Consider the following 23,498-nt stretch of genomic DNA (forward strand, 5'->3'; position numbering starts at 1 on the left):
AGGGGGCATATGCCCCCTTTGGTAGAAAATTAAAAATTAAATTAAAACTAGATTTAAAAAACTAGATTTAAAAACTAGATTTAAATAATTAATTAAAAGACCTAACTATTTACCAATTTGCTTAACAGCAGCCTTTGCCTTGGTAAGAATGTTGCCTTCTAGGGGCACATAACCAAGATCATCTGCCAATTTCTGAGCCGCAGGGCTCAGGGCGTAGTTCAAAGCCTTTTGGATGGCTTGAGCTTTATCTTCGTTCCCGGTTTTGTAGGCCAGGATCCAAGTAAGAGTAACGATGGGGTAGCTCTTAGCACCAGCGGGATTGGGATCTTCGCCAGCATTCATCGCATCGAGCTTGATGTTGTCTAGGCCAGCGGCACCAGAAACAGCTGTGGGCTTAACGAATTGACGAGCTTTGTTTTGAACAGCCGCGGCTTTGATAACGCCACGAACATAGGATTGGTTGAGGTAACCAATTGAACCTGGGGTTTGTTGGATTACACCAGCAACTCCTTCGTTGCCCTTGCCGCCAACACCAACCGGCCACTGCACACTCTTACCTTCGCCAACTTTGCTCTTCCACTCAGGAGAAAAAGTTGAAAGGCTGTTGGTGAATGCAAATGTTGTACCTGAACCGTCGGAACGGTGGGCTACGGAGATGGGGCCCGCGGCACACTTAAGTTCCTTCCAGTCGGTAATGTTGCCAAGGAAGATATCAGCAACTTGTTTTTGGGTAAGCTTCAGCTCACAACCGGGCTTGTTGTAGGCAACGGCGATGGAGCCGCCAACCATGGGGATTTGAACAACGCCACGGCTAACTTTGGCAGCTTCTGATTCTTTGATTGGTTCGTCGGAAGCACCGAAGTCAACTGTTCCAGCTACGTACTGACGAACGCCAGCGCCAGAGCCAACAGACTGGTAATTAACCTGGCTACCGCCTTTTGTGTTGGCGTAGTCGGCAAACCAGCGTTGATAAATGGGGGCAGGGAATGTTGCTCCGGCACCACTGATGGTGGCTTGGGCAAGCACGGGCAAAATTGTGGCAGTGCTAAGGGCCGCAATGGCGCTAAAAGCAACCGCTTTCTTGGCGACAGGCATGGGAGCCAAATTTGGTTCAACCGATTCTTAAGTTCTTTTTCTTAAGGCTGAGTTATCGCCTCGGGGCTGACTGGTTTGCCATTGCCCGTTACCTTTGAATTCATTCGCTCAGGTCCATGGGGAGGATCGTTGGCATCGACCTCGGCACTACCAATTCAGTTTTGTCTGTTTTGGAGGGGGGGCGCCCAGTTGTTGTTGCCAATGCCGAGGGCTTGCGTACCACCCCATCGGTGGTGGGCTTCAACCGTGAAAAAGAGTTGTTGGTGGGCCAGGCCGCCCGTCGCCAATTGGTACTCAACCCACGCAACAGCTTCAGCAATCTCAAACGCCTTATCGGTCGTTTGTGGGTTGAGCTAGACGATGCCAGCCAGGCCGTTGCCTACACAATTCGCGCCAACGATCAAGGCCAGGTGCGGGTGGTATGCCCTGGCATGGAACGGGAGTTTGCTCCTGAAGAGCTAGTTGCCTGCCTGTTGAGAAAACTTGTAGACGATGCCACCACCTACTTGGGGGAACCGGTTGAAGCGGCGGTGATAACCGTTCCAGCCTATTTCGATGATGCCCAGCGCCAGGCCACCCGGGATGCGGGCCGCTTGGCTGGTTTCAGCGTTGAACGCATCTTGAATGAACCCACGGCAGCGGCCCTCGCCTACGGCTTTGATCGCAACCGTTCCCAAACGGTTTTGGTTTTTGATCTTGGTGGTGGCACCTTTGATGTTTCTGTTTTGAAGATTGCCAATGGTGTTTTTGATGTGAAATCCACCAGTGGCGACACCCAACTTGGCGGCAACGATTTCGACCAACGCATTGTTGATTGGCTAGCCGATGCCTTTCAGAAAAATCATCAGATCGATTTGCGCCGCGATCGCCAAGCACTGCAACGATTGTTAGAAGCGGCTGAAAAGGCAAAACAGGAACTATCGGGCACCCAGCAAACCCAGATCTCCTTGCCTTTTATCGCCACAGCTCCCGAGGGGCCCCTGCATCTGGAAATAAACCTGGATCGCCGCACCTTCGAGGGGCTTTGCCCAGATTTATTAGATCGTTTGCTCCGGCCTGTTCAAGAAGCGCTTCGCGATGCCGGTTTGGCCCCCGAAGACATCGATGAAGTTGTGCTGGTGGGCGGCGGCAGCCGCATGCCAATGGTGCAACAACTTGTGCGCACCTTGATACCTAAAGAACCAAGCCAAAACGTCAATCCCGATGAGGTTGTAGCCATTGGCGCCGCAGTTCAGGCCGGAATTCTCACCGGGGAACTGCGCGATTTAATGCTCAACGACGTAACCCCGCTTTCAGTGGGCCTTGAAACCATCGGTGGTGTGATGAAGGTGATCATCCCCAGAAACACCCCGATTCCGGTGCGCCGATCGGATGTATTCAGCACATCTGCAGCAAATCAATCAACGGTTGATATCCACGTGCTCCAGGGTGAGCGCCAAATGGGCAGTGATAACAAATCCCTGGGCCGTTTTCGTTTGGCTGGTATCCCCCCAGCCCCAAGGGGGGTACCCCAGGTTCAGGTTTCCTTTGATGTGGATGCAAACGGAATCCTGCAGGTTTCTGCCACGGATCGCACCACTGGAAGGCGTCAAAGTGTCACGGTTCAAGGCAGTTCCAACCTCAGCCAACAGGAAATCGACCAGCTTTTAGCCGAGGCAGCCAGCAAAGCCCTTGAGGATCGCCGCAAACGTTCGGAGGTTGATCGCCGCAACCGCGCTGAAACCCTTATCGCCCAAGCGGAACGGCGCCTGCGGGATGCCTCCCTTGAGTTAGGGCCCTACGGCGCAGAACGCCAGCAACGCAGTGTTGAGAGTGCCCTTAGGGATTTGCGTGATGGCCTCGAACAGGTGGATGAACGGGAGCAGGATCTTTTGGTAAGCCAGTTGGAGGAAGCCCTTTATGGCTTAAATCGCCGCTTGGCAGCTGAGCGCCGCGAGGGGGAGTCGGGGGGGCCATTACAGGGGCTACGCAGCACCCTTGGCTCGCTCAAGGATGAATTATTTGCCGACGACGACTGGGATGATTGGGATCGCTCAGGTAAAAGACCTGATGATCCCTGGGGGCGCTATTGAGTTCTTCCATGGTTTCGCCTAACCCCACCGACCACTGGGAAGTGTTGGGTTTAGAGCCCGGCGCCAATCAGCAGGCCCTAAAGCAGGCTTTTCGCCGCCTGGCGCGCCGCTGGCACCCAGATCTAAATGCCAATGATCCAGTAGCGGAAGAGCGTTTTAAACGAATAAACGAGGCCTACGCCGTATTGACTGACCCCAGCCGGCGTGGCTTGTGGGAAGGGGGCGAGCAGAAGGAAGAACAGGATCCCTTTGCCACTGGTTTTCCTGATTTTGAAACCTATTTGGAGGCCCTGTTTGGCAAGTTTCCTGAGCCTGAACCTGAACCCAGCGGCTGGCCCGCAACCACCCCAGGCCCACCGCCGCCACCAGTGCAGGCCCAAGGCAACCAGGAAACGCTGATAAAACTCACTCCCCAGCAGGCCCTTGATGGCACCACTGTTCAAGTGGCTTTACCCGATGACCTGGTGGTGGAGGTGCAAACCCCCGCTGAGGCCGGTGATGGGTGGCGACTGCGGCTAGAGGGGGTGGCTCCCGGAGGTGGCGACCATTTTTTGCTGCTGCAGGTGCGCACAGATGAAGATTTGCGCATCGATGGTTTGCGGGTGCTTTATCGGCTTGATCTACCCGCACCCCAGGGGGCCTTGGGTGCCCAGGCCGTGGTGCCCACCCTCACAGGACCGGTGCGGTTGAGGGTGCCTCCGGGCACATCAAGCGGCCAGTTGTTGCGCTTGCGGGGTAGGGGGCTTGAGCGCCAGGGCCGGGGGGGTGATCAAATAGTTGAGGTGAGGCTTGTGGTGCCGGATGCCTGCAGTGAAGCTGAAACAGCCCTTTATCGGCGTTTGGCTGAACTACTGGAAGAATGAGCTAAGTGAATGGGGGCTCAGTTGAGCGAAAAAGTGCACGTATTGCTTTTTGATGCTGGCAGCGATGCTGAAGGTATCCATTCCCTCGAACTAAATGGCCGCACTGTGGTGTTGTTATTTGCCGATCAAGACGATGCTGAACGCTATGCAGGCCTGCTCGAGGCCCAAGATTTTCCCTGCGCCACCGTTGAGATGATCCAGAGGGACGAGGTTGAAATTTTTTGCGCCCAGGCTGGTTACGAGGCCCGATTTGTGCCAACTGGCTTCCTACCAAAATCAGCTGAAGAGCGCCTACTGCTTGCCCCACCTGAGCACAACCTTGATACCAATAGTTGGAAGGAGCAAACAGATTTAGATGCCTTTCGCCGCTCCCTTGAAGGTTTGCTATGAACCTTGATCGAGGCCACCTTTTAACAGAACAGGCCAATGGTGCAAGCGAAAATCTTGATCAACTCAGTTCCCTAGAACTGGCGGCACTCTTTGCAAGCGAAGACAAATTGCCTCAACAGGCGGTTGAAGCAGCAGTTCCTCAATTAGCCCAGGCGATTGATGCCATCAGTTTGCGCTTAAAACAGGGCGGGCGTTTGTTTTATTTAGGGGCTGGCACCTCTGGCCGATTGGGGGTGCTGGATGCAGCTGAATGCCCGCCAACTTTCTGTAGCGATCCCAGCTTGGTACAAGGGGTTCTAGCCGGTGGGGCGGCCGCCCTGTTGCGCAGTTCTGAGGGGCTGGAGGATTTATTTGAAGGCGGCAAAGCTGATTTGCAAACCGCTGGATTCAATTCAAGTGATGCCTTGGTTGGCATTGCTGCTGGTGGCACCACCCCCTATGTGTTGGGGGGTCTTACTTATGCCCAAGAGATTGGTGCCCTTGCCATTGCCATGGCCTGTGTACCAGCAGAGCAAGCACCCATGCCTTGCCAGATCAACATTCGCCTGCTCACTGGCGCCGAATTACTCACGGGGTCTACAAGGCTTAAGGCTGGAACCGCCACCAAGATGGCCTTGAACATCATTTCCACTGGGGTGATGGTGCGGCTGGGCAAGGTGTTTGCTAACCGCATGGTTGATGTGGCTGTTACCAATGCCAAGCTTGAAGATCGGGCCATGCGCATACTGGCCCACCTGGCTGGCGTAGATCGCAGCCAAGGAAAACTGCTACTGCAACAGGCCGGTGGATCAGTGAAGGTTGCCCTATTGATGGCCGCTGCTCAGTTGCCAGCCGCAGATGCCGTTGCTCTGTTAGCCGCCTCGGCTGGAAATTTAAGGCTCGCTTTACAGGCAAGTGGCTTTCAATTGAACGGGCCCCAATAGGGAGTTGTGAATAGATCAAGCCGCTCCCGGGTTGGGGCGGGTACGTGTTCTTTAGCTGTCATCAAGGCATTGGCCAGGGCTGTGTGGGCTTTGCTGCTGGGCCTCAGCTGGTGGAGCTTTGCAGCCGCTTTTGCTACCACTTCTTGGGCAGTGGCAGCATTTGCCTTGAGATTTGCTATCACCATTTCCACGGTTACGGCATCGTGGTTGGGATGCCAGCAGTCGTAGTCGGTAACCATGGCAAGGGTGGTGTAGGCAATTTCCGCCTCCCGTGCTAGGCGAGCTTCCGTGTGGTTTGTCATGCCGATCACATCACAACCCAAGCTGCGATAAAAATTGGATTCTGCTTTTGTTGAAAAAGCAGGACCTTCCATACACAAATAGGTGCCGCCGCGGTGCAAATGCCGCTCGGTGGGCAACACCTCTTCAACCGCTTCGCACAGAAGTTTTGACAGCTCTGCACAGAAGGGTTCGGCCAAAGACACATGGGCCACAGCCCCCTCACCAAAAAAACTGCAGGGGCGCTGATGGGTGCGGTCTAGGAATTGATCGGGCACCACTAAATCAAGGGGCCGCAAAGCTTCCTGCAAAGAGCCAACCGCTGAACAGGAAATGATCCAGCGCACCCCAAGGGAGCGCAGGGCCCAAATGTTGGCGCGATAGGGCACCTCAGTGGGTAGAAAGCTGTGGTGGCGCCCATGCCTGGCCAAAAAAACCACCTGTGCATCGCCAAGGCGACCGCGGCGCAAACTATCCGACGGTTTGCCAAAGGGGGTGTTGAGCTGCAGTTCCTCCACATCACTCAGGCCCTCCATTGCATACAAACCACTGCCCCCCAATACGCCAATAAGGGCTTCGGGCATGGAGCTGGGGGAGGGGTTCGCAGAGGTCATCTCGATGTGCCAAGGTTCACCCATTCCACACTGGAACAGCACCAATGACCAAGGCTTTGATGGATACGGATGCGGGCCAACTCGAGATCGAGTTGTTCGACACCGATGCACCGCAAACAGTGGCTAATTTTGTGAAGTTGGCAAACGAAGGCTTTTATAACGGCCTTGCCTTCCATCGGGTGATCGATGGATTTATGGCCCAGGGGGGATGCCCAAATAGCAGGGAGGGGGCAAAAGGTGTTGCAGGCACAGGCGGCCCTGGCTACATGATCAACTGCGAGATCAATAAAAACAAGCATCAGGCAGGTAGTCTTTCCATGGCCCATGCCGGTAAGAACACCGGTGGCAGTCAGTTTTTTCTATGCCACGCCGCCCAACCGCATCTTGATGGGGTTCACACCGTTTTCGGTGTTACGGGTAATTTGGATGTGGTTCTTGCTATCAAGAATGGAGCACGTATTAATAAGGTAACTATTCAATAACTGCTAGGGTTTAACCCATTAAATGGCCCAGTTTTTTTGCTTTTGTACTTAGATAATCAGCGTTATGTTCCCCTGGATTTATCACCAGGGGGCAGCGCTCAACCACCTCGAGGCCATATCCGCCAAGGCCAGCGATTTTGCGTGGATTATTAGTAATAAGCCTTAGGCGATGCACTCCCAGATCAAAGAGAATTTGGGCGCCTACGCCATAGTTGCGTAGATCGGCCGCAAATCCCAAACTTTCATTCGCTTCCACCGTATCAAGGCCACCGTCCTGCAGGGAGTAGGCCTTTAATTTGTTGATCAAACCGATGCCGCGGCCCTCCTGGCGCAGGTAAACCACAACGCCACAACCTTCTGCTTCAATCATGCGCAAGGCAGCCTCCAGCTGGGGCCTGCAATCGCAGCGCAGGGAGCCAAAGGCATCTCCGGTGAGGCACTCGGAGTGCACCCTCACCAAAATAGGTGAATCAGATTCCTGAGGATTTCCCTTAACAAGGGCTAGATGGTCTTGTCCGTCAAGGCTATTGCGATAACCAATCGCTTCAAATTGACCAAATTGACTTGGTAAATTTGCAGATGCTTCGCGTACAACAAAGCGTTCGTTTTTCAGGCGATAGCTAATTAAATCTGCGATGGTTATTAAACATAATTGGTGCTCTTGGGCGTATTTGTGCAAGTCGGCTAGCCGCGCCATCGAACCATTGGCATTTTGGATTTCGCAGATCACCCCAGCTGGATATAGGCCCGCCAACCGCGCCAGATCAATTGCTGCCTCGGTGTGACCAGCCCGTTTTAAAACACCTCCATCTTTTGCCCTCAGGGGGAACACATGGCCAGGTCGGCGCAGGTCTTTGGGAAGGCTTTCAGGATGCAGAGCAACTTGAATTGTGCGGGCTCGATCTTCGGCGGAAATACCGGTGCTCACCCCCTGTTCAGGGCCCGCATCAATGCTCACGGTGAAGGCGGTTTGATTGGCATCGGTGTTGTTATCAACCATCAAGGGCAATTCGAGCTCATCTAAGCGGCGCCCCTCCATGGCTACGCAAATCAAACCCCGAGCTTCCGTTGCCATGAAATTGATCTGCTGCGGGGTTGCAAATTGAGCGGCGCAGATCAAATCGCCTTCGTTTTCACGATTTTCATCGTCTACCACCACCACGCAGGCCCCGGCCCGAATCGCATGCAACGCCTTTTCGATCGAATCGAATTGAATATCAAGGCCGTTGGCGGGTTGGGCAGCCATGGGAAGGGATAACTGATGTTTGTTATAAAGCTTCTTGCGTGCCTATCGATCACTAAAGTTTGCGCTAATCAAGTTGCTCCATGGCCGTAGCTAGTAGTTCCCCGCGGCGGGTTGCCGTTATTGGTGCCTCGGGTTATGGCGGTTTGCAAACCCTGAGGATTTTGCAAAATCACCCTGGCTTTGAGCTCAGTTTTCTTGGTGGGGAGCGCAGTGCAGGTAAAAGCTGGTTTGATTTATGCCCTTTTTTGCCACTGGCAGAAAATTTGGTGGTGCAGAATCCAGAGCCAGATGCCATAGCAGCTGCAGCAGATTTTGCTGTGCTCAGCCTCCCCAATGGTTTAGCCAGTGGCTTGGTGCCCCGGTTGCTCCAGTTAGGGGTAAGGGTTGTTGACCTATCGGCCGACTACCGATTTCCAAGCCTTAGCCAATGGGCGGCCACCTATAGCAACGAAGCAAAAGAGTTCGATCGGGCAGATCAAGAGTTTTGCTCCGAGGCGGTCTATGGCCTGGTGGAATGGGCCATGGAGCAATTACCTAAGGCTCGCTTAGTGGGGGCCCCTGGTTGCTTCCCAACGGCCAGTTTGCTGGCGCTGATGCCCCTGCTACAGCAGGGCTTAATTGAAGGGGAAGGAATTGTGATCGATGCCAAAACTGGCACCTCAGGGGGTGGTCGTGCCCCTAAGGAGCATTTGCTTTTGGCAGAAGCTGCTGAAGCGGTTGCCCCCTATGGGGTTGTGGGCCATCGCCACACCGCCGAGATTGAAATGCTTGCCAGCAAGGCAGCCGGTAGGAATATCCAACTTCAGTTCACCCCCCATTTGATGCCGATGGTTAGGGGCCTGCTGGCAACCGTTTACGGTCGCTTGCGGGACCCAGGTCTTACGGCAGAGGATTTAACTACTTTGTATCAAGTAACCTATAAGAATCATCCCTGTATAGATATATTGCCAGTTGGCACATATCCCTCCACTAAATGGGTTAAACATACAAATAAAGCGTTTATATCAGTAGCTGTTGATAAGCGCACTAGCCAGGTTATTGTTATGAGTGTTATTGACAATTTAATTAAAGGCCAAGCCGGCCAAGCGGTTCAATGCCTCAATGTAATGACAGGTCAAGCGGTTGATGCAGGCTTGCCAATGCTTCCATACTATCCATAAACCAATTGCCTTACTTTTGAAAATATCGCTGGGGCAAATATGAGATGTTCCTGTTCTTGTATTTTAAGTTTCAAGCTCTCTAATGTGTCGGATGCTTGGATCTCAACCTCCGCCTGGGCAATTATTGGGCCAGCATCAACATTGAGCACCACCTCATGGACGGTGCAACCACTTTTCTTTGCACCAGCGGCAAGGGCTGCTGCAATCGCAGCGCTCCCTTTAAATTCTGGCAGCAGGCTTGGATGAATATTTAGCAATCTTCCACTTGGAAATGCATCGATAAGTTTTGCTGTGATTATTCGCATCCAGCCAGCCAAAACAACCAAATCAATTTTTGCCAGCTGCAATGCTTTAAGTATGGCATCATCAAAATTTTCACGGCTATCAAAATCACGGTGATTAATCAGCAGCCAGGGTATGTTGTATTTTTCAGCCCGCTGCTGGGCACCACAACCTGGGTTGTTAATGATTAATAATTCAATGGTTGCTAAACCTTGCTGATGATCGCGGCAATAGTGAAGCAATGCCTCAAAATTGCTTCCAGATCCGGAGGCGAGTACCGCTATACGCATTGCTCTACTTCCATTGCTCTATTTCAATTAGTGAATTACGGCTATCATAGTTTAGGGCTAATTATCCGTTGAGGTATTTATTGGTGATCGGTCCCCATTATTGGCTTGATTTAAGCAATGCTTCAAGCCAGCGTTTCCAGGTGGAGCTCAAATGCACTCCCCAAACCAGTCGGATCAAATTGCAGCTTCCCGTTTGGACCCCTGGTTCCTATTTAGATCGAGCTTACGCAAGGCATCTTGAGGGTTTAGTTGTTTTTCAGGCGGATCAACAGTTGTGTGCAAGGCGATTAACCAGTAGCAGTTGGCTCCTAATTGTTCGCCCCGGCCTTGAGCTCAGCATTAGCTATGGCCTCCTGGCTGTGGAAGCAAGCGTGCGCAGCAATTGGCTTGATCAAGGGCAAGGCTTTTTAACAGCTGCTGCCTGGGCCCTGGAGGTGGAAGGCCAGCGCTGGTTTAGCCATACCCTATCTCTGAAGCTACCGCTGGGATGGCAGGTTGCCACATCGCTTAGCCAGCTTGGGGATGGCATATACAAGGCTGATAACTACGATCAATTGATCGATTGCCCCATCGCCTTAGGTGCGATGGAGGAGATAACTTTTGATGTGGGCGGAGTGCCCCACCGCTGGGTTTGGCAAGGTTTGATAAAACCAGCGCCATTGGATCAATGGCGCTGGCAATTGCCATTGATTTGCAGCACTGTTTGCCGCTTGATGGGAGTGGAGCATCCGCCGGCATCTGGTTATTTATTTATGATTCGATTTTGCCTTGATGGTTTTGGAGGTTTAGAGCACGATAACAATACGGCGCTTATGTTGAGTCGACATGAGCTAAATACGCCAGCAGGCGTACGCCGCCTTTTTCAACTTGTAGCCCATGAATATCTACACCAGTGGAATGTAAGAAGATTAAGGCCAAGGGAATTAACGCCTTGTAATTATTCAGCTGAAACAATCACAGCTAGCCTTTGGTTTGCAGAGGGAATTACCAGTTATTATGAATCCCTGCTTGTTTTGAGAGCAGGTCTTTGTAGTAATGCTGATTATTATGATGATTTAGGAAAAGATATTAATAGGTATCTATGCACTCCAGGTAAGGCGGTGCAAAGCCTTGTGGCAAGTAGCGAAGAAGCCTGGATTAAACTTTACCGAAGGGATGCCCATAGTGATAATCAGCAAATTAGTTACTATTTGAAAGGTCAATTAGTGGCCCTTTTGCTTGATATACATCTTCTATCTAAGGGCTTTTGCCTAGGGCAGCTTCTTCAGGAATTGTGGCAAAAATTTGGAATTTATCAGCGCGGCTACAGCCCTGAGGATTTATTAAATGCAGCCGCTAAATTTGATGATAAACTGCTATCAATTTTGCCAATATGGCTTAACAGTATTGAAGATCTACCGCTGGAAAGTAATCTTTTAATGGTTGGAATGCGCCTAGCTAGTGCCGATGCAAAGCATGCATTTAGTGGCATAGGTTTGGAGTTAAACAATGGTGAGTTGCGCATTTGCAAGCTCGCTCGTGATAGCCCTGGTGAATCTGCTGGTTTGTGTGTGGGTGACGAAATACTAGCCATCGATGGCGAGCGATGCAGATCGATTGATTTCTTTGATCAATATCTGCAGCCAAATTATAATCATCGCCTATTGATTAGCCATGATGGTTGCATATCTGAAATGCTGCTCTGCCCATCCATTATTAAGCCCCTAAGCTGGAGCTTGGTTGAGGATCCTGATGCAGCTTCAGATGCAATTAAGCTCCGCTGCCGTTGGCTTCAGGGGCATGGGTAATGTTCAGGCAACATTTTAGATCCAAAAAAATTAAACTCGCAGCCTGCTTTGCCTTGGCGTTTGGAAGCTATTGGCTTGCAATTTATGTGCAAAAAAAATATCTTATTAATAGGAATAGCAATGCTGTTGCTGGTATATCAATTCCAAGCATCAATGAGCAAAGCTCTAAAACACCGTTGCCGCCAACGCAGCCTGAGTGGAAATCACCTCTGATCATGAATTGCCCTAAAGCAAATCCTGATTTAAGATCTAGATTATTATCAATGGATCTTAAGTTAAGTGAGGTTAAGGCGCATCCTTCCAATTATGGCGAGCGTGTAAAAATTGACAGTTTTGGACAAAAACTAAACCCTAAGCCTGCTTTAATTGTATTACATGAAACAGTGTTTGATGTGAATTCAGCTATTAATACATTATTAACCCCCCATCCATCCGATGAAGATCAGGTTAGTTATCACACCCTGGTTGCTAGGAGCGGGGAGATAGTTCAATTGGTACCTCCATCATTTCGCGCCTATGGGGCAGGACATTCAGCATTTAAAGGCCGGTGGATTTTCTACAACAAAAATCTAAGCGGATCTATTAATAACTTTGCTTTGCACGTGAGTTTAGAAACCCCTGAGGATGGTTTTAATGATGATCTTAATCACAGTGGTTACAGCAGTGCCCAATATGACGCATTGAGCCGAGTGTTGGCTGATTGGATGATTCGCTACCAAATAGCGCCGGAGGCCATCACAACCCATCGCCACGTTGATTTAGCTGGCGCTAGGGCTGATCCGAGAAGTTTTAACTGGTTGCAATTGCAGAAGAGATTAACAGCTTTGCAACTAGTGTGTAAAAATCATAACAACTAGATCAGTGCACTTGCAGTTGGCTTTTGGTTGCCATATACCAAGCCATGCAAAGCAGGATCTTGCATATATTTGAGAATTCTGGTGGGGTAGTCGAGCTTGCCGTTGTGTAAATAGGCAAGTGTTGCCAGCAGATGGGCTTCTCGATAGCTTGTGCTGGAATTTGAATTATTTCCAGGTTTAGCATCAAGGGCGATGATTAACCGATGCATTTTTTCAGCAAGTATTGCGATATTTCGTTCTGGATTTAAGAGCTCACTCTTAGCCCAAGCCAATTGGTGAGGGCTGGGATTTTTTGGTAATAAGCCTTGATGGATCAGTTCCTCAACACCTAATTGAGCCAAACCATGGGTTTTAAACAGTCCCGATTGAACAGCTAAGGGCGTGTCTTCTCCAGGTTTTGCATGCTGAAGTTCGTCGTAGAGGATTGCAGCTAAAAACATTGGATTTATTCCTTTTGCCTTTGCCTCACGCCGCAAGGTAGGAGTTAGGGCCCCCAAACGATCCAGGGTTTGATTTCTTAAGGGCAGCCAGTGGTCTAGCCCAGCGGTGAAGAGCTGGGCTATGGGGGTTTGGGGACCGTGCACGCCAAAACGCTTCTGCAATAGTTGCAGCTCTTGAGCGCTGAAATCCGCTGGATCCGGTCTAGGTGATTCGGCCTGAGTTGATCTACTCAGATCGATTTGGTTTGAATGAATATCTCCGCTCGGATCTGCAAAGGAACCCGCTAAAAATAATGTCAAAGCAAAGCTCAAGCCAGTTAGGACGGGCTTTTTCAGCGGCTTTAGTTGTGGCAGGGCAGGTAGCTGAATGGCTAAAAACCAACCAAACCAATATTAAATGCTTTTTTTATTGATCCCCATGGTGGGTGCCAGTAGTTCAAATGCTTAAGCCCACTACGTGCCATAACCCCATCGTCACCAAAGCTGAATAGTCTGCAGTGCAGATCGTTTTGGGCATCAGATGGGCACCTCGAGCATGGCCGGCTCCCTTCCTGATCTAGACATATCCAACGGCGCTGGCCAGTGGCAGCGTTTTTGCAATTTGCTCTGGCACCACGAATCCCTTGGCATGTGGCTTGATGTAAGCCGCATGCAGCTGAATCAGCCCCAGCTTGATCAGTTTGAGCAGCCCTTTGCCAAGGCATTTGAGGCAATGGCAGCGATTGAGGCCGGCGCTGTTGCCAATGCCGATGAAAATCGCCAGGTGGGCCACTACTGGTTGCGAAATTCAGCATTGGCTCCAGATCAAGAAACCGCAGCTCACATAGGTGAAGAAGTTGCACGAATGCAGCAATTTGGTGCTGATCTTCTTGAGGGAAAAATCAAAGCCCCCAATGGCAGCACATTTAGCAATGTGCTTTGGATTGGAATTGGTGGTTCTGGCCTAGGTCCCGTTTTGATGATTCGGGCCCTGCAGGAAAACGGCAAAGGTTTGCCGTTTCATTTCCTAGACAATGTTGATCCCGATGGAATGAGCCGCCTGTTTAACGCAATCGGCCCATCTCTGCCAACCACTTTGGTGGTGGTTGTTAGTAAGTCTGGTGGTACACCAGAACCTCACATCGGTATGGTGCAGGCAAGGCACCGTTTTGAGCTTGCCGGTTGCCAATGGAGCCAGCATGCAGTGGCAATCACCATGCGCGATAGCAAATTAGACAAAGAAGCAGCAGAACAGGGTTGGTTGAATCGCTTCGATATGTTCGATTGGGTGGGTGGGCGCACTTCGATTACCAGTGCTGTTGGTGTGCTGCCGGCTGTTCTTGCTGGTATCGATAGCGCTGCCTTTCTTGCGGGAGCGGCGGAAATGGATTGTGCAACCCGGCTGCCAATTTTGTTGCAAAATCCGGCTGCCTTAATGGCTGCGAGTTGGTATGTGGCTGGCGATGGCAAGGGTAAACGCGACATGGTGGTGCTGCCCTATCGCGATCGCTTAGAGGTGTTTAGTAGATATCTACAGCAGTTGGTGATGGAATCCCTCGGCAAGCGTCTTGATAGGAAAGAACAGGTTGTTCACCAAGGAATCGCTGTATATGGCAATAAGGGTTCAACGGATCAACATGCCTATGTTCAACAACTTCGGGATGGGATCGATAATTTCTTTGCCACATTTATTGAAGTATTAGAAGATCCAACAGATATACCAATGCTTGAGGATTCCTACCCTGGTGATTTCCTTGATGGATTTTTACAAGGCACAAGAGCTGCTCTGTCTGAGGGGGGAAGGCAAAGCATAACGATCACTCTGGAAAAATTTAACGCAAAAAATCTTGGCGCCCTAGTGGCTTTATTTGAAAGGGCCGTTGGTTTATACGGTGAACTTGTTGATATCAATGCCTACCATCAACCCGGTGTTGAGGCGGGCAAGAAAGCTGCTGCCGAAATCCTTAGTTTGCAAAAACAAGTTGAATCATTGCTGCAGGATGGTGTGGAGCGTTCTGTGAAGCAGATCTGCGATGAATTAGCAAATCCCACTGCCCAGGAGCCAGTTTTCTTCATACTACGGCATCTATGTGGCAACGTCCGCGGAATAATAGCTAAGGGCAACTGGAGTGACCCCTTGAGCTTAACTTTTAAAAAAGTTTAATTTAAAAAGTTATTTTAAAACTATGTAATAACAATGAAAAAAACAGTTCAGGCTTACATCGAGGAAATTCCTAATTGGCAGGATGGATCCTCCCTTGGCAAAGCACCCCTATCTGGGATGCAATGGTTGGTTTGGAGCCTTGCCACTGCGGGCAAGTTTTTTGAAGGCCTGATTGTTTTCATGGGTGGAATAGCACTTCCTTTGGTTTCTGAGCAGTTTTCAATTGATCAAACAACAAAAGGATTCATTACTGCTGCTACATTGGCTGGAATATTAATAGGTGCTCTCTTTCTTGGCGGGCTGGCTGATCGCTTTGGCCGAAAGCCGGTTTTTATAGGAGAGATGGTTTTGCTATTGATTGGATTATTAGGTGCATCATTTAGCAGCAGTAGTGAATTGCTTATATTTTGGCTTTTTATAATGGGCTTAGCCCTTGGCGCTGATTATCCAACAGCCCATTTAGTTATTTCCGAGAGCATACCAGCCTCAATTCGCGGCAGGCTTGTATTGGGTGCTTTTAGTTTTCAGGCCTTGGGAGCTGTAATCGGTACGGCGATCTGTGCGGTTGTTTTGAGTTCTAAACCAGAACTGAGTACCTGGAGGATTTTCTATTTATTACCTGTTATCCCCGTTGCTCTTGTTGCTTGGGGGCGAATATTTTTGCCTGAAAGTAGCCATTGGCTCCTTAGTAAAGGGCATTTAACTAAGGCTGAAAAGCAGCTTCGCAAACTCTTAAATAGGCAAGATATAAGTTTATTGCAACTAGAAATTGCCGAGGAGGGAGTGGTTAAGTATAAATCAAGCAAATTTGGAGATCTTTTCCATGGTAAGCAGCTCAAATCTACAATACTTGCTTCTTTGCCATGGTTTCTCCAGGATATTTCTACCTATGGAATTGGTATTTTTACACCAATAATAATTGCAGCAGCCTTCGGCGCAGAGGCCCAAGAGCATAATCTTTCCGCTTTAATCCATAACGATTTACTTGGTGCCAAGGGAACTGCCCTAGTTGATATTGGCTTTTTAGTTGGCATTGCTTTTGCCATATGGCTTTCAGATAAGTTGGGTAGGATCCCTTTGCAAATAGCTGGCTTCATAGGTTGCGCCCTTGGCCTGTTAATTGCAGCGGCTGGAAATTTCAATGGTGCCAATAATATAGTTTTAATTGGAGTTGGCTTTTTCCTGTTCCAATTTATGACGAATCTAGGGCCAAATTCTCAAACTTACTTAATTGCTGGTGAAGTATTTCCTACTAAAATTAGAGGAGTAGGTGCTGGATTCGCTGCTGCATCTGGCAAGGTTGGAGCTGTAATAACCGCTTTCTTTTTTCCTGCTTTGCTAAGTGGTTTTGGGGCAGATCGCTTACTTCCATTGCTTGCCCTAACCTCGTTAATTGGCGCCTGGATTACTTGGCTTTATCGAGTGGAAACAAAAGGTGTTAACCTGGAAACGATATGATTTCACTATATTGAAACTCTTATTATATTGGCACATTAAATAAGGTTTCTAGGATAATTGATTTTTCTGGATAATCCTTTGCATTTAAACCTGGGGCTGGTAATACAAAAACTTCGCAACCGGCTGCAAAAGCTGCAGTTGCCCCTGCGGGAGAATCCTCAAATGCCCAGCAATTTTTTGGATCAACATTTAATTGTTTTGCGGCTTCAATAAATAAATCGGGGGCTGGTTTTCCCCTATCAATGTTTGCGTCATCTCCATGGACCCGCACTTTTATCGAATCCAACCATGGGTGTGGTTTTAGTTTTACCAATACCGCCTGCATGCCACTGCTAGTGGCAATGGCCATGGGTATATTTTTTTTGTGGCAAAGCTCAACCAGCTCCCTTGCTCCAGCCATGGGTTGGGCATTTGAAACCAGGGATTGAGATATTGGTTGTTGAATTGCCAAGAGCTCCTCACTGCTTATTTGTAGGTTTAATTTTTTAATTACCGCCGCCGCATTATCAAAACGATTGCGGCCCCTGAGCTCCAGCAATAGGCCTTCAGGCACGTGGGCGCCAAAATGCTCGATGCTTGCGGCCCATGCTCTGCTGTGCAGAGGTTCCGTATCTAGCAAAAGGCCATCAAGATCAAAGAGGCAGCCGGCGGGTTTGATTTGCCGCAGGTGTTGGAGCACAGCGTTGCTGGGTACATACACCTGCATCTTCTCCTGCTTTTTTGCTTTGACGACCGAGGGCTTGTCGGTTAGATAACTGTTTAAGCAACCTTGCAAGGGCGATTGCCCCCCCAGTGATGACAGACATGGCCATTGAATCTGTTCTCAAGGAAGAGCGCACCTTTGATCCCCCAGCAGAGCTCTCCCAAAGCGCTGCCATCGGTTCCATGGCCAGCTACAGGCAGCTTGTGGCGGAGGCAGAGGCAAACCCCGAGCTCTTTTGGGGAAGCCATGCCAAGCGGGAGCTCCATTGGTTCAGCCCATTTAGCCAAGTGCTCGATTGGACTAATCCGCCGTTTGCCCGCTGGTTTGAAGGGGGCACCACAAATATTTCTTACAACTGCCTTGATCGCCATCTGCAAGGCCCCAGGGCTGATAAACAAGCGCTTATTTGGGAAGGGGAACCAGGCGATAGCCGTATTTTTACCTACAGGCAACTCCACCATGAGGTTTGTAAAGCTGCAAATGCCCTTAAAGCCCTTGGTGTTGAGCGGGGCGATTTAGTTGCTCTTTACATGCCAATGTTGCCAGAGGCCGCCATCGCCATGTTGGCCTGTGCGCGCATTGGAGCTGCCCATTCGGTTGTATTTGGTGGTTTTTCAGCTGAGGCCCTTAGGGATCGCCTCAATGATGGCAAAGCAAAATTAGTGATCACAGCTGATGGTGGATTTCGCAAAGATAAAGCCGTAGGGCTCAAGTTAGCCGTTGATGACGCCCTTTCCCAGGGCTGTGAATCTGTGCAAAAAGTATTAGTTGTGCAACGCACTAAGCAAGAGGTTGGTATGCAGAACGGTCGTGACCATTGGTGGCACGATTTGGTTGATTGCCAATCATCAGCTTGCGAGGCTGAACCTATGAATAGTGAAGATAGATTATTTGTACTTTATACATCAGGTTCCACTGGGAAACCAAAAGGGGTTGTTCACACCACAGCTGGTTACAATTTATGGGCTCACTTAACATTTAAATGGATATTTGACCTGAAGGAAAATGATATACACTGGTGTACTGCCGACGTTGGATGGATTACAGGTCATAGTTATATTGTTTATGGTCCACTCTCTAACGGCGCCACAACATTGATGTATGAAGGAGCTCCAAGGGCTTCTAATCCTGGTGCTTTTTGGCAGATCATTGAGAAGCATAAAGTTAGTTTGTTTTATACAGCGCCAACGGCTATTCGGGCGTTTATGAAAAGTGGTAGGCAGGTGCCAGATCAATTTGATATGAGCTCATTGCGTATTTTAGGCAGCGTTGGTGAACCTATTAATCCTGAGGCATGGATGTGGTACAGGGATGTTATTGGCTCAAATAAATGTCCAATTGTTGATACTTGGTGGCAAACTGAAACCGGTGGCGTGATGATCAGTCCCCTTGCGGCTGCAACCCCAACTAAACCTGGTTCTGCAACATTGCCCCTACCTGGGATTACCGCTGCAGTAATGGATGCCAATGGTAATTTATTAGCTGCAAATCAAGGTGGTTATTTAGTAATCCTTAAACCATGGCCGGGCATGATGCGAACATTGCAAGGAGATCCAGAGCGATTCCGTTCAAATTATTGGTCGTATATCAAGCCGGCTGATGGTTCCACTATTTACTTTGCTGGCGATGGTGCCCGCAGGGATGAGGCTGGTTATTTCTGGGTGATGGGTCGTGTGGATGATGTGATCAATGTTTCCGGCCATCGTTTGGGTAGCATGGAAATAGAATCGGCCCTTGTTAGTCACCCTGCAGTAGCCGAAGCGGCAGTTGTGGGGCGTTTTGATGATTTAAAGGGAGAGGCAATTGTTGCTTTTGTAACCCTTCAGGTTGATCGGCTTGGTAGCGAAGAATTAGTGGCTGAATTAAGGGCCCATGTGGGCAATGAAATTGGCCCTATTGCAAAACCAGACCAGATTAATTTCACAGATTCATTACCTAAAACCCGTAGCGGTAAAATCATGCGACGGATTCTTAGGGCTTTGGCATCTGGTGAAGAGATAAGTGGTGATACAAGTACCCTTGAAGATCGTTCTGTTCTTGATCAGTTGCGTAATGATGCTTGAGTATTCCACCATTCTGTAATCGCTGCTGCCAAACGATTTAATTGCCGCTGGCGTGAACCGTCTGTGATTCCCGCTAGAAATTGCTGCCTTAATCCAGCGCTTGCAGGGGTGAGATGATCACCGCTAAGTTCCAATTGTTTAACATTACTAGATGGATTTTTGTTTAGGCATTTAAGCAACAGGTTGCTCTGGTCTAATTCGTCGCTCTTAAATTTAATAATAAGTTGATTTTTTGGTGCTTTAATATCGCTAATAATCTGCATTGTTTCATCTGGGCCTGGGCTGAATTCACTTGTTATACCTAGCCTTGGTGCCAATTCATTGAAAAATGGAATTGAGCGGCCAGCTGAAAAATTATTAAAGCTCATGTGGGCCTGGGCTTTGCAGCCCCGCCCTTGGTCGGGGGCCAGTAGATGCAGTTTGCAGCCCATGCTGTGGCCAAGTCTTAGGCAAGCTAAATTCTGTTGACCTGCCCTAAAAGAACGCCAAGCATTAACAGCTAGGTATTGATGATCAAAATTTGGTACGAATGGCCAGCAGTGGATAAGCCAACCCTGTTCAGCTAGAGCTTCTAACAGCCTGCGGTAACTCAACTGGGGTGTTGCTCCTAAGCCGCTGCCGCCAATAAACTGAATTAAGGCCTTTGGTTCCCTTGGGCGATATACCCATAGTTCACCTAATTGCTGCCAGCCCATTAAGAATTAAGCATTTCCAGGGTTGTTTTTGCCTTGGCAACATGGGCATTTGCGTCAAGCATTGCATTAAACACAAGTTTGACTATTTTATATTTGTCAATAACATATGTTACTCTTCCTGGTAGTAAAATCAGTGAATTGGGTACGCCAAATTGTTGGCGTAGTTTATTTTGTTCATCCACTAGAAGTGGATAGGGAAGTTGATGGCGTTCGGCAAAGCGTCTGTGGCTCGATGCACCGTCGCCACTCACACCCCATACCTCTGCTCCCAACTGTTGGAGTGTTGCATATTGATCTCTGAAGGAACATGCCTCAATGGTGCAGCCGGGGGTGTCGTCTTTTGGGTAGAAAAACAGCACTAATGCCTTTTCACCAATGTTGTTTAAGCATCGCTCTATTCCATTTTGATCCTTCAGGCTGAAGGCCGGAGCCTTGTCTCCAACGGCAATAGACATGGCATTACTGCATTGGCGCCCCCAAACCCTAGACAGATTCTTGCTGGCTTAGTGTTTTGCTGGGACGATAGAACCAGTGAATCCCCATAAATGGCTGCAGCATGGCAACAACCCAGTTTGTTAACTGCGTTGCCCCAACAACTTTTGATCATCGACACTGAAACCACTGGTTTAGAGCCAACCTTGCACCAGTGCCTAGAAGTTGGCGCAATCCTTTTTTCCGTTCCCCATCGCTGTGTTTTAAGCCAACTCTCCTTTCTATTGCCGGCAACTAGTAACCCGGCCATTGCCGTTAACGGCATCGATCCAAAGGCCACCCAGCTATCCCAGCCCTGGCACCAGAGTTTGCAGTTGTTTGAAGCGATGGCCGCTGCGGCCGATGTGGCTGTTGCCCACAACGCTTGTTTTGATCGCCGCTGGTTTGGTTGCGGCCAGCTTCCCTGCCTTGATATGCCTTGGGTTTGCAGCATGGAGGATCTGGCTTGGCCAAAGGCCCTTGGTTTGAAAGCAAGGCCATCGTTGAGGGATTTAGCCCTTGCTTTTTCAATTCCCGTTTGGGCTGCCCACAGGGCCCTAACGGATTGCATCTACATAGCCCAAGTATTTGAGCGTTGTGATGATTTAGAGGCTCTGCTTTTGGAAGCTCTCGAACCTCGCCAGCTTTATCAAGCTCAAGTTAGCTACGCCCAAAGGCAATTAGCTAAGGATGCTGGTTTTCGCTGGAATGAACCAATTAAGGGGGCTTGGACCCGTCGCCTCAGCCAAAGGCAACTGCAAACCTTGGAATTACCATTTGAAGCAAAACCGTTGGCGGGTTAATCATTGGCTTTTATGCTGGAGCCATGGCAGCCAGCACTTTGCTAAACCTGCAACTTTGCACCTGGCAAAGGGCCCGCACATGGGCAAGGCTCATCCGTGAGGCGGAAAATCTTTGGCATGGCGAGATTCGTGATCTGCAACGGCTTGGCGCCCTTGAATTAGATCAGCTGTTACACGAAATCCCCCAAAGTTTAAAACCAAGGATTAATCGTTGGTTGCAGGTATACAGAGCGGCAACTCGCTTGGTTTAACTAATTTCTTCCGCTGCATTACTTTTGATTGTGCAATCCGAGGTGGGATAACTAACGCATAGCAGCGCATAACCCTGGGCCATTTGCTCATCATCTAAAAAGCTTTGATCTGCTTGATCAACCGCTCCACTAATCAACTTGCCCGCGCAGGTGGAACAGGCCCCTGCCCGGCATGAATAGGGCAGATCTACCCCGGCGGCATCAGCTGCATCGAGTATGTAGCTGTCGTCTGCACAGCTAAAGCTCTTTCCAGCTTCGATGGTGATTGTGTAGCTAGCCATGATTGCTGAATCTTTATTCCTTGATAGCAGTAGCAATGCTTAAAGGCAAAAAAAAACCGGCAATTGCCGGTAGTTTTTAATGATCAATCGGAGCGGCGGGATTTGAACCCACGACCCCCACTACCCCAAAGTGGTGCGCTACCAAGCTGCGCTACGCCCCGAACCTTTGAAAAGTAACACAGCAGCAAGTGCCTAGCGTTGTTTGCGCAATTGCTTTAGCAAGCGCAGGGTTAGGTGTTCTCGCAATTGCCTTTGATATCCATACAAACGGCGGCTGCGGGCAAGGGCCCTCAACTCCAGCATGCTTAGGGAGGCAAGCATCAATTCCGGCACTCGCTTCCAGGCCGCAGATGTGGCCGGTAACGAGGCTTCCGAATTGGAATCCTGTAGCTGGGCAAGGGCATTGCCAGCTAGCCATTCAGGCACCAAAACAAAGAGCACCGCAAGCAGTCCATAGAGCTCCACAAGGCCCTTTGGCAGGGGGTGAAGGGGCTTGTTTGGTTGTTTAGGAGAAGGGTTGTTGGTCACACCTGTTCCGTGCGATGGCAGCGGGTTTTGCTGAGTAGGTCTTCGATGGTTAGTTCATCACCACTGAGCACAACGCTCAATCTTTCATTGGCATAACGGGTTAAGGCAAAGGCCTTCTGATCTCGAAACAGATTTGTTTTATAGCCCCTGTGGTACATCGAGGCTTGGCTGTCGTTGCGTTCCAGCAGTAATTCACTGCTATCGGCGCAGCGATAGGTTTGCTTCAGCTCATAGTGTTCCCACCAGGGGGAAGGACCTGAGTGAGCCGAATTTGCTGTAAAAAACAGTGGTGCAGCAAGGGCTAGAGCCCAAAGCCTCACCTTGTTAAAGCTCGATTGGGCTGTTCTCACCACGCAGCACACAGTGGCTCACCGACCAGTCGTAATGGCTCCAAACCTTTTCTGGCAGGAGGTAGTGGCAGCCTGGAAAGGGGCCAAGGCTCACCCTGGTTGGTTGTGCTGAGCAGTAAGGGCGGCTTCCAGGCTTGGCCAGGTACTGCTGGTGGTATTCCTCAGCGGCATAGAAGATTTGATTCAGTTTAATTTCAGTGCTGATGGCAGCAAAACCCTTTTCGGTTAATAAATTTTGATAGGCATCACAGCTTGCCTTTGCAATCGCATCAAGGTTTGGATCGTTTGTGTAAATAACCGATCGATACTGACTGCCGCGGTCATTGCCTTGGCGATCACCCTGGGTGGGATCGTGGCATTCCCAAAAGAGCTTGAGTAGATCGCAGAAATCAACAATTTGCTTGTTCCAAACCACCCTCACCACCTCAGCGTGGCCAGTGCGACCACCACAAACTGCTTCGTAGCTAGGTGAAGCGCCATTGCCACCGGCATAACCAACGGCGGTAGTAACAACCCCTGGCAATCGCCAAAAGCCTTTTTCTGCACCCCAAAAGCAACCGCAGCCGAAGATCGCCTCAGCTTGGTTCGGTTCCGCCTCGGCATCGATAAAACTGCCAAGCACAAAATGTTTGGTTGATTCGGCCATTAGGCGTTGCTGCTGCTTTGCTCCCTTGGTTCTAATGCAATGTGATTAAGCAGCGTTGTGGTGAAAGCAAAAACCAAAAATGGCAGCGATAGCACCAGGATCAAACCCACGGCCACCAAGGCAAACAGGGGTCTGCTGGCACCCATCAAGCTCAATGCTGTTGCAAGGCTGATAAAGATCAAGCCAACCCATGCCAGCACCTGGCCGTATATGTCCCCAAATGTGAGGGTGCAGCTCATGCGGTAGGCGTGAATGTTGCCCATGGCGGCCTTTGCTATTTGTTCAACTATGGACAATCAACTGGCTGGAAATGAAAAAAATGGCAC

The 23,498-nt window shown here is 49.7% G+C and carries 25 protein-coding genes, 1 tRNA gene and 1 pseudogene; 13 read left to right on the forward strand and 14 right to left on the reverse strand.

Features of this window, described 5'->3' with window-relative positions; all coding sequences use genetic code 11:
- Positions 1-105 precede the first annotated feature (105 nt).
- On the reverse strand, positions 106-1,095 hold the full coding sequence (gene pstS / locus KBY68_RS01265; RefSeq protein WP_255095598.1) for a phosphate ABC transporter substrate-binding protein PstS: 990 nt from the start codon (positions 1,093-1,095) through the stop codon (positions 106-108).
- A gap of 116 nt (positions 1,096-1,211) precedes the next feature.
- Between pstS and dnaK the strand changes: the two genes are divergently transcribed.
- The 4 genes from dnaK to murQ are packed head-to-tail and all read left to right on the forward strand — an operon-like array spanning position 1,212 to position 5,343.
- Entirely contained in the window at positions 1,212-3,167 is a 1,956-nt protein-coding gene (gene dnaK, locus KBY68_RS01270) for a molecular chaperone DnaK (protein WP_255095599.1), read from the forward strand.
- Positions 3,168-3,175: 8 nt separating this feature from the next.
- On the forward strand, positions 3,176-4,030 hold the full coding sequence (locus KBY68_RS01275) for a DnaJ domain-containing protein (protein WP_255095600.1): 855 nt from the start codon (positions 3,176-3,178) through the stop codon (positions 4,028-4,030).
- A gap of 9 nt (positions 4,031-4,039) precedes the next feature.
- Positions 4,040-4,420, forward strand: a complete 381-nt coding sequence (locus tag KBY68_RS01280; protein WP_106498959.1) for a DUF3110 domain-containing protein — start codon at positions 4,040-4,042, stop codon at positions 4,418-4,420.
- Positions 4,417-5,343, forward strand: coding sequence for an N-acetylmuramic acid 6-phosphate etherase (gene murQ, locus KBY68_RS01285; RefSeq protein ID WP_255095601.1), 927 nt, complete (start codon positions 4,417-4,419; stop codon positions 5,341-5,343). The genes KBY68_RS01280 and murQ overlap by 4 nt, the downstream gene beginning before the upstream one ends.
- On the opposite strand, the gene mtnP is transcribed toward murQ, so the two are convergent.
- Positions 5,322-6,236, reverse strand: coding sequence for an S-methyl-5'-thioadenosine phosphorylase (gene mtnP / locus KBY68_RS01290; RefSeq protein ID WP_255095602.1), 915 nt, complete (start codon positions 6,234-6,236; stop codon positions 5,322-5,324). The genes murQ and mtnP overlap by 22 nt on opposite strands.
- 44 nt (positions 6,237-6,280) lie before the next feature.
- Here mtnP and KBY68_RS01295 point away from each other — a divergent pair, with 44 nt between their 5' ends.
- On the forward strand, positions 6,281-6,718 hold the full coding sequence (locus tag KBY68_RS01295; RefSeq protein WP_255095603.1) for a peptidylprolyl isomerase: 438 nt from the start codon (positions 6,281-6,283) through the stop codon (positions 6,716-6,718).
- A 16-nt stretch (positions 6,719-6,734) separates the two neighbouring features.
- On the opposite strand, the pseudogene ribBA reads toward KBY68_RS01295, so the two are convergent.
- Positions 6,735-7,964: pseudogene (ribBA, locus tag KBY68_RS01300) on the reverse strand (bifunctional 3,4-dihydroxy-2-butanone-4-phosphate synthase/GTP cyclohydrolase II); the annotation flags it as partial.
- Positions 7,965-8,044: 80 nt separating this feature from the next.
- Here ribBA and argC point away from each other — a divergent pair.
- A complete protein-coding gene (argC, locus tag KBY68_RS01305; RefSeq protein ID WP_255095604.1) occupies positions 8,045-9,124 on the forward strand; it encodes an N-acetyl-gamma-glutamyl-phosphate reductase in 1,080 nt (359 codons plus the stop codon).
- On the opposite strand, the gene purN is transcribed toward argC, so the two are convergent.
- Complete coding sequence (gene purN, locus KBY68_RS01310) at positions 9,115-9,696, reverse strand: phosphoribosylglycinamide formyltransferase (protein WP_255095605.1); 582 nt, start codon at positions 9,694-9,696, stop codon at positions 9,115-9,117. The genes argC and purN overlap by 10 nt on opposite strands.
- Positions 9,697-9,779: 83 nt before the next feature.
- Between purN and KBY68_RS01315 the strand changes: the two genes are divergently transcribed.
- Together KBY68_RS01315 and KBY68_RS01320 are read left to right on the forward strand one after the other, a co-directional pair.
- Positions 9,780-11,483 (forward strand): M61 family metallopeptidase, encoded by a 1,704-nt coding sequence (locus tag KBY68_RS01315; protein ID WP_255095606.1) that lies wholly within the window; start codon positions 9,780-9,782, stop codon positions 11,481-11,483.
- A complete protein-coding gene (locus KBY68_RS01320) occupies positions 11,462-12,340 on the forward strand; it encodes an N-acetylmuramoyl-L-alanine amidase (protein WP_255095607.1) in 879 nt (292 codons plus the stop codon). Before KBY68_RS01315 ends, KBY68_RS01320 begins: the two co-directional genes overlap by 22 nt.
- Here KBY68_RS01320 and KBY68_RS01325 read toward each other — a convergent pair.
- Entirely contained in the window at positions 12,337-13,080 is a 744-nt protein-coding gene (locus KBY68_RS01325) for a helicase DnaB (protein WP_255095608.1), read from the reverse strand. The genes KBY68_RS01320 and KBY68_RS01325 overlap by 4 nt on opposite strands.
- Before the next feature lie 235 nt (positions 13,081-13,315).
- Here KBY68_RS01325 and KBY68_RS01330 point away from each other — a divergent pair, with 235 nt between their 5' ends.
- Together KBY68_RS01330 and KBY68_RS01335 are read left to right on the forward strand one after the other, a co-directional pair.
- On the forward strand, positions 13,316-14,923 hold the full coding sequence (locus KBY68_RS01330) for a glucose-6-phosphate isomerase (RefSeq protein WP_255095609.1): 1,608 nt from the start codon (positions 13,316-13,318) through the stop codon (positions 14,921-14,923).
- A gap of 33 nt (positions 14,924-14,956) precedes the next feature.
- A complete protein-coding gene (locus tag KBY68_RS01335; RefSeq protein WP_255095610.1) occupies positions 14,957-16,381 on the forward strand; it encodes an MFS transporter in 1,425 nt (474 codons plus the stop codon).
- 22 nt (positions 16,382-16,403) lie between these two features.
- On the opposite strand, the gene KBY68_RS01340 is transcribed toward KBY68_RS01335, so the two are convergent.
- The gene (locus KBY68_RS01340) at positions 16,404-17,087 is read right to left on the reverse strand and encodes an HAD family hydrolase (protein WP_255095611.1); all 684 of its coding nucleotides are present in this window, start codon (positions 17,085-17,087) and stop codon (positions 16,404-16,406) included.
- A gap of 89 nt (positions 17,088-17,176) precedes the next feature.
- On the opposite strand from KBY68_RS01340, the gene acs reads away from it, so the two are divergent.
- Positions 17,177-19,147, forward strand: coding sequence for an acetate--CoA ligase (acs, locus tag KBY68_RS01345; RefSeq protein ID WP_255095612.1), 1,971 nt, complete (start codon positions 17,177-17,179; stop codon positions 19,145-19,147).
- Here the strand turns inward: acs and KBY68_RS01350 are convergent.
- Both KBY68_RS01350 and KBY68_RS01355 read right to left on the reverse strand, forming a co-directional pair.
- Entirely contained in the window at positions 19,126-19,842 is a 717-nt protein-coding gene (locus tag KBY68_RS01350; RefSeq protein WP_255095613.1) for a DUF1350 family protein, read from the reverse strand. The genes acs and KBY68_RS01350 overlap by 22 nt on opposite strands.
- Complete coding sequence (locus KBY68_RS01355) at positions 19,842-20,297, reverse strand: peroxiredoxin (RefSeq protein ID WP_255095614.1); 456 nt, start codon at positions 20,295-20,297, stop codon at positions 19,842-19,844. Before KBY68_RS01355 ends, KBY68_RS01350 begins: the two co-directional genes overlap by 1 nt.
- A 90-nt stretch (positions 20,298-20,387) precedes the next feature.
- Here KBY68_RS01355 and KBY68_RS01360 point away from each other — a divergent pair, with 90 nt between their 5' ends.
- Both KBY68_RS01360 and KBY68_RS01365 read left to right on the forward strand, forming a co-directional pair.
- A complete protein-coding gene (locus KBY68_RS01360; protein WP_255095615.1) occupies positions 20,388-21,116 on the forward strand; it encodes a 3'-5' exonuclease in 729 nt (242 codons plus the stop codon).
- A gap of 23 nt (positions 21,117-21,139) precedes the next feature.
- On the forward strand, positions 21,140-21,367 hold the full coding sequence (locus KBY68_RS01365; protein ID WP_255095616.1) for a hypothetical protein: 228 nt from the start codon (positions 21,140-21,142) through the stop codon (positions 21,365-21,367).
- Here the strand turns inward: KBY68_RS01365 and KBY68_RS01370 are convergent.
- The 6 genes from KBY68_RS01370 to KBY68_RS01395 all read right to left on the reverse strand — a co-directional run bounded on the left by KBY68_RS01370 (position 21,364) and on the right by KBY68_RS01395 (position 23,435).
- The gene (locus KBY68_RS01370; RefSeq protein WP_106498944.1) at positions 21,364-21,648 is read right to left on the reverse strand and encodes a 2Fe-2S iron-sulfur cluster-binding protein; all 285 of its coding nucleotides are present in this window, start codon (positions 21,646-21,648) and stop codon (positions 21,364-21,366) included. The two genes, KBY68_RS01365 and KBY68_RS01370, sit on opposite strands and share 4 nt — an antisense overlap.
- Before the next feature lie 87 nt (positions 21,649-21,735).
- A tRNA-Pro gene (locus KBY68_RS01375) sits at positions 21,736-21,809 on the reverse strand.
- 31 nt (positions 21,810-21,840) lie between these two features.
- A complete protein-coding gene (locus tag KBY68_RS01380) occupies positions 21,841-22,176 on the reverse strand; it encodes a hypothetical protein (RefSeq protein ID WP_255095617.1) in 336 nt (111 codons plus the stop codon).
- Entirely contained in the window at positions 22,173-22,529 is a 357-nt protein-coding gene (locus tag KBY68_RS01385) for a hypothetical protein (RefSeq protein ID WP_255095618.1), read from the reverse strand. Before KBY68_RS01385 ends, KBY68_RS01380 begins: the two co-directional genes overlap by 4 nt.
- Positions 22,501-23,172: a peptide-methionine (S)-S-oxide reductase MsrA gene (gene msrA, locus KBY68_RS01390; protein WP_255095619.1), complete on the reverse strand. Its 672-nt coding sequence runs from the start codon at positions 23,170-23,172 to the stop codon at positions 22,501-22,503. The genes KBY68_RS01385 and msrA overlap by 29 nt, the downstream gene beginning before the upstream one ends.
- Positions 23,172-23,435, reverse strand: a complete 264-nt coding sequence (locus KBY68_RS01395) for a hypothetical protein (protein WP_106498940.1) — start codon at positions 23,433-23,435, stop codon at positions 23,172-23,174. Before KBY68_RS01395 ends, msrA begins: the two co-directional genes overlap by 1 nt.
- Between the last annotated feature and the right edge of the window lie 63 nt (positions 23,436-23,498).

The organism is Synechococcus lacustris Maggiore-St4-Slac (assembly GCF_024345595.1).
GTDB lineage: Bacteria > Cyanobacteriota > Cyanobacteriia > PCC-6307 > Cyanobiaceae > Synechococcus_D > Synechococcus_D lacustris.

Excerpts from the sequence above, each read along its gene's own strand:
- pstS (WP_255095598.1), bottom strand. The coding sequence starts at position 1,095 with ATGCCTGTCGCCAAGAAAGCGGTTGCTTTTAGCGCCATTGCGGCCCTT.
- dnaK (WP_255095599.1), top strand. The coding sequence starts at position 1,212 with ATGGGGAGGATCGTTGGCATCGACCTCGGCACTACCAATTCAGTTTTG.
- KBY68_RS01275 (WP_255095600.1), top strand. The coding sequence starts at position 3,176 with ATGGTTTCGCCTAACCCCACCGACCACTGGGAAGTGTTGGGTTTAGAG.
- KBY68_RS01280 (WP_106498959.1), top strand. The coding sequence starts at position 4,040 with ATGGGGGCTCAGTTGAGCGAAAAAGTGCACGTATTGCTTTTTGATGCT.
- murQ (WP_255095601.1), top strand. The coding sequence starts at position 4,417 with ATGAACCTTGATCGAGGCCACCTTTTAACAGAACAGGCCAATGGTGCA.
- mtnP (WP_255095602.1), bottom strand. The coding sequence starts at position 6,236 with ATGACCTCTGCGAACCCCTCCCCCAGCTCCATGCCCGAAGCCCTTATT.
- KBY68_RS01295 (WP_255095603.1), top strand. The coding sequence starts at position 6,281 with ATGACCAAGGCTTTGATGGATACGGATGCGGGCCAACTCGAGATCGAG.
- argC (WP_255095604.1), top strand. The coding sequence starts at position 8,045 with ATGGCCGTAGCTAGTAGTTCCCCGCGGCGGGTTGCCGTTATTGGTGCC.
- purN (WP_255095605.1), bottom strand. The coding sequence starts at position 9,696 with ATGCGTATAGCGGTACTCGCCTCCGGATCTGGAAGCAATTTTGAGGCA.
- KBY68_RS01330 (WP_255095609.1), top strand. The coding sequence starts at position 13,316 with ATGGCCGGCTCCCTTCCTGATCTAGACATATCCAACGGCGCTGGCCAG.
- KBY68_RS01335 (WP_255095610.1), top strand. The coding sequence starts at position 14,957 with ATGAAAAAAACAGTTCAGGCTTACATCGAGGAAATTCCTAATTGGCAG.
- KBY68_RS01340 (WP_255095611.1), bottom strand. The coding sequence starts at position 17,087 with ATGCAGGTGTATGTACCCAGCAACGCTGTGCTCCAACACCTGCGGCAA.
- acs (WP_255095612.1), top strand. The coding sequence starts at position 17,177 with ATGACAGACATGGCCATTGAATCTGTTCTCAAGGAAGAGCGCACCTTT.
- KBY68_RS01350 (WP_255095613.1), bottom strand. The coding sequence starts at position 19,842 with ATGGGCTGGCAGCAATTAGGTGAACTATGGGTATATCGCCCAAGGGAA.
- KBY68_RS01355 (WP_255095614.1), bottom strand. The coding sequence starts at position 20,297 with ATGTCTATTGCCGTTGGAGACAAGGCTCCGGCCTTCAGCCTGAAGGAT.
- KBY68_RS01360 (WP_255095615.1), top strand. The coding sequence starts at position 20,388 with ATGGCTGCAGCATGGCAACAACCCAGTTTGTTAACTGCGTTGCCCCAA.
- KBY68_RS01365 (WP_255095616.1), top strand. The coding sequence starts at position 21,140 with ATGGCAGCCAGCACTTTGCTAAACCTGCAACTTTGCACCTGGCAAAGG.
- KBY68_RS01370 (WP_106498944.1), bottom strand. The coding sequence starts at position 21,648 with ATGGCTAGCTACACAATCACCATCGAAGCTGGAAAGAGCTTTAGCTGT.
- msrA (WP_255095619.1), bottom strand. The coding sequence starts at position 23,172 with ATGGCCGAATCAACCAAACATTTTGTGCTTGGCAGTTTTATCGATGCC.
- KBY68_RS01395 (WP_106498940.1), bottom strand. The coding sequence starts at position 23,435 with ATGGGCAACATTCACGCCTACCGCATGAGCTGCACCCTCACATTTGGG.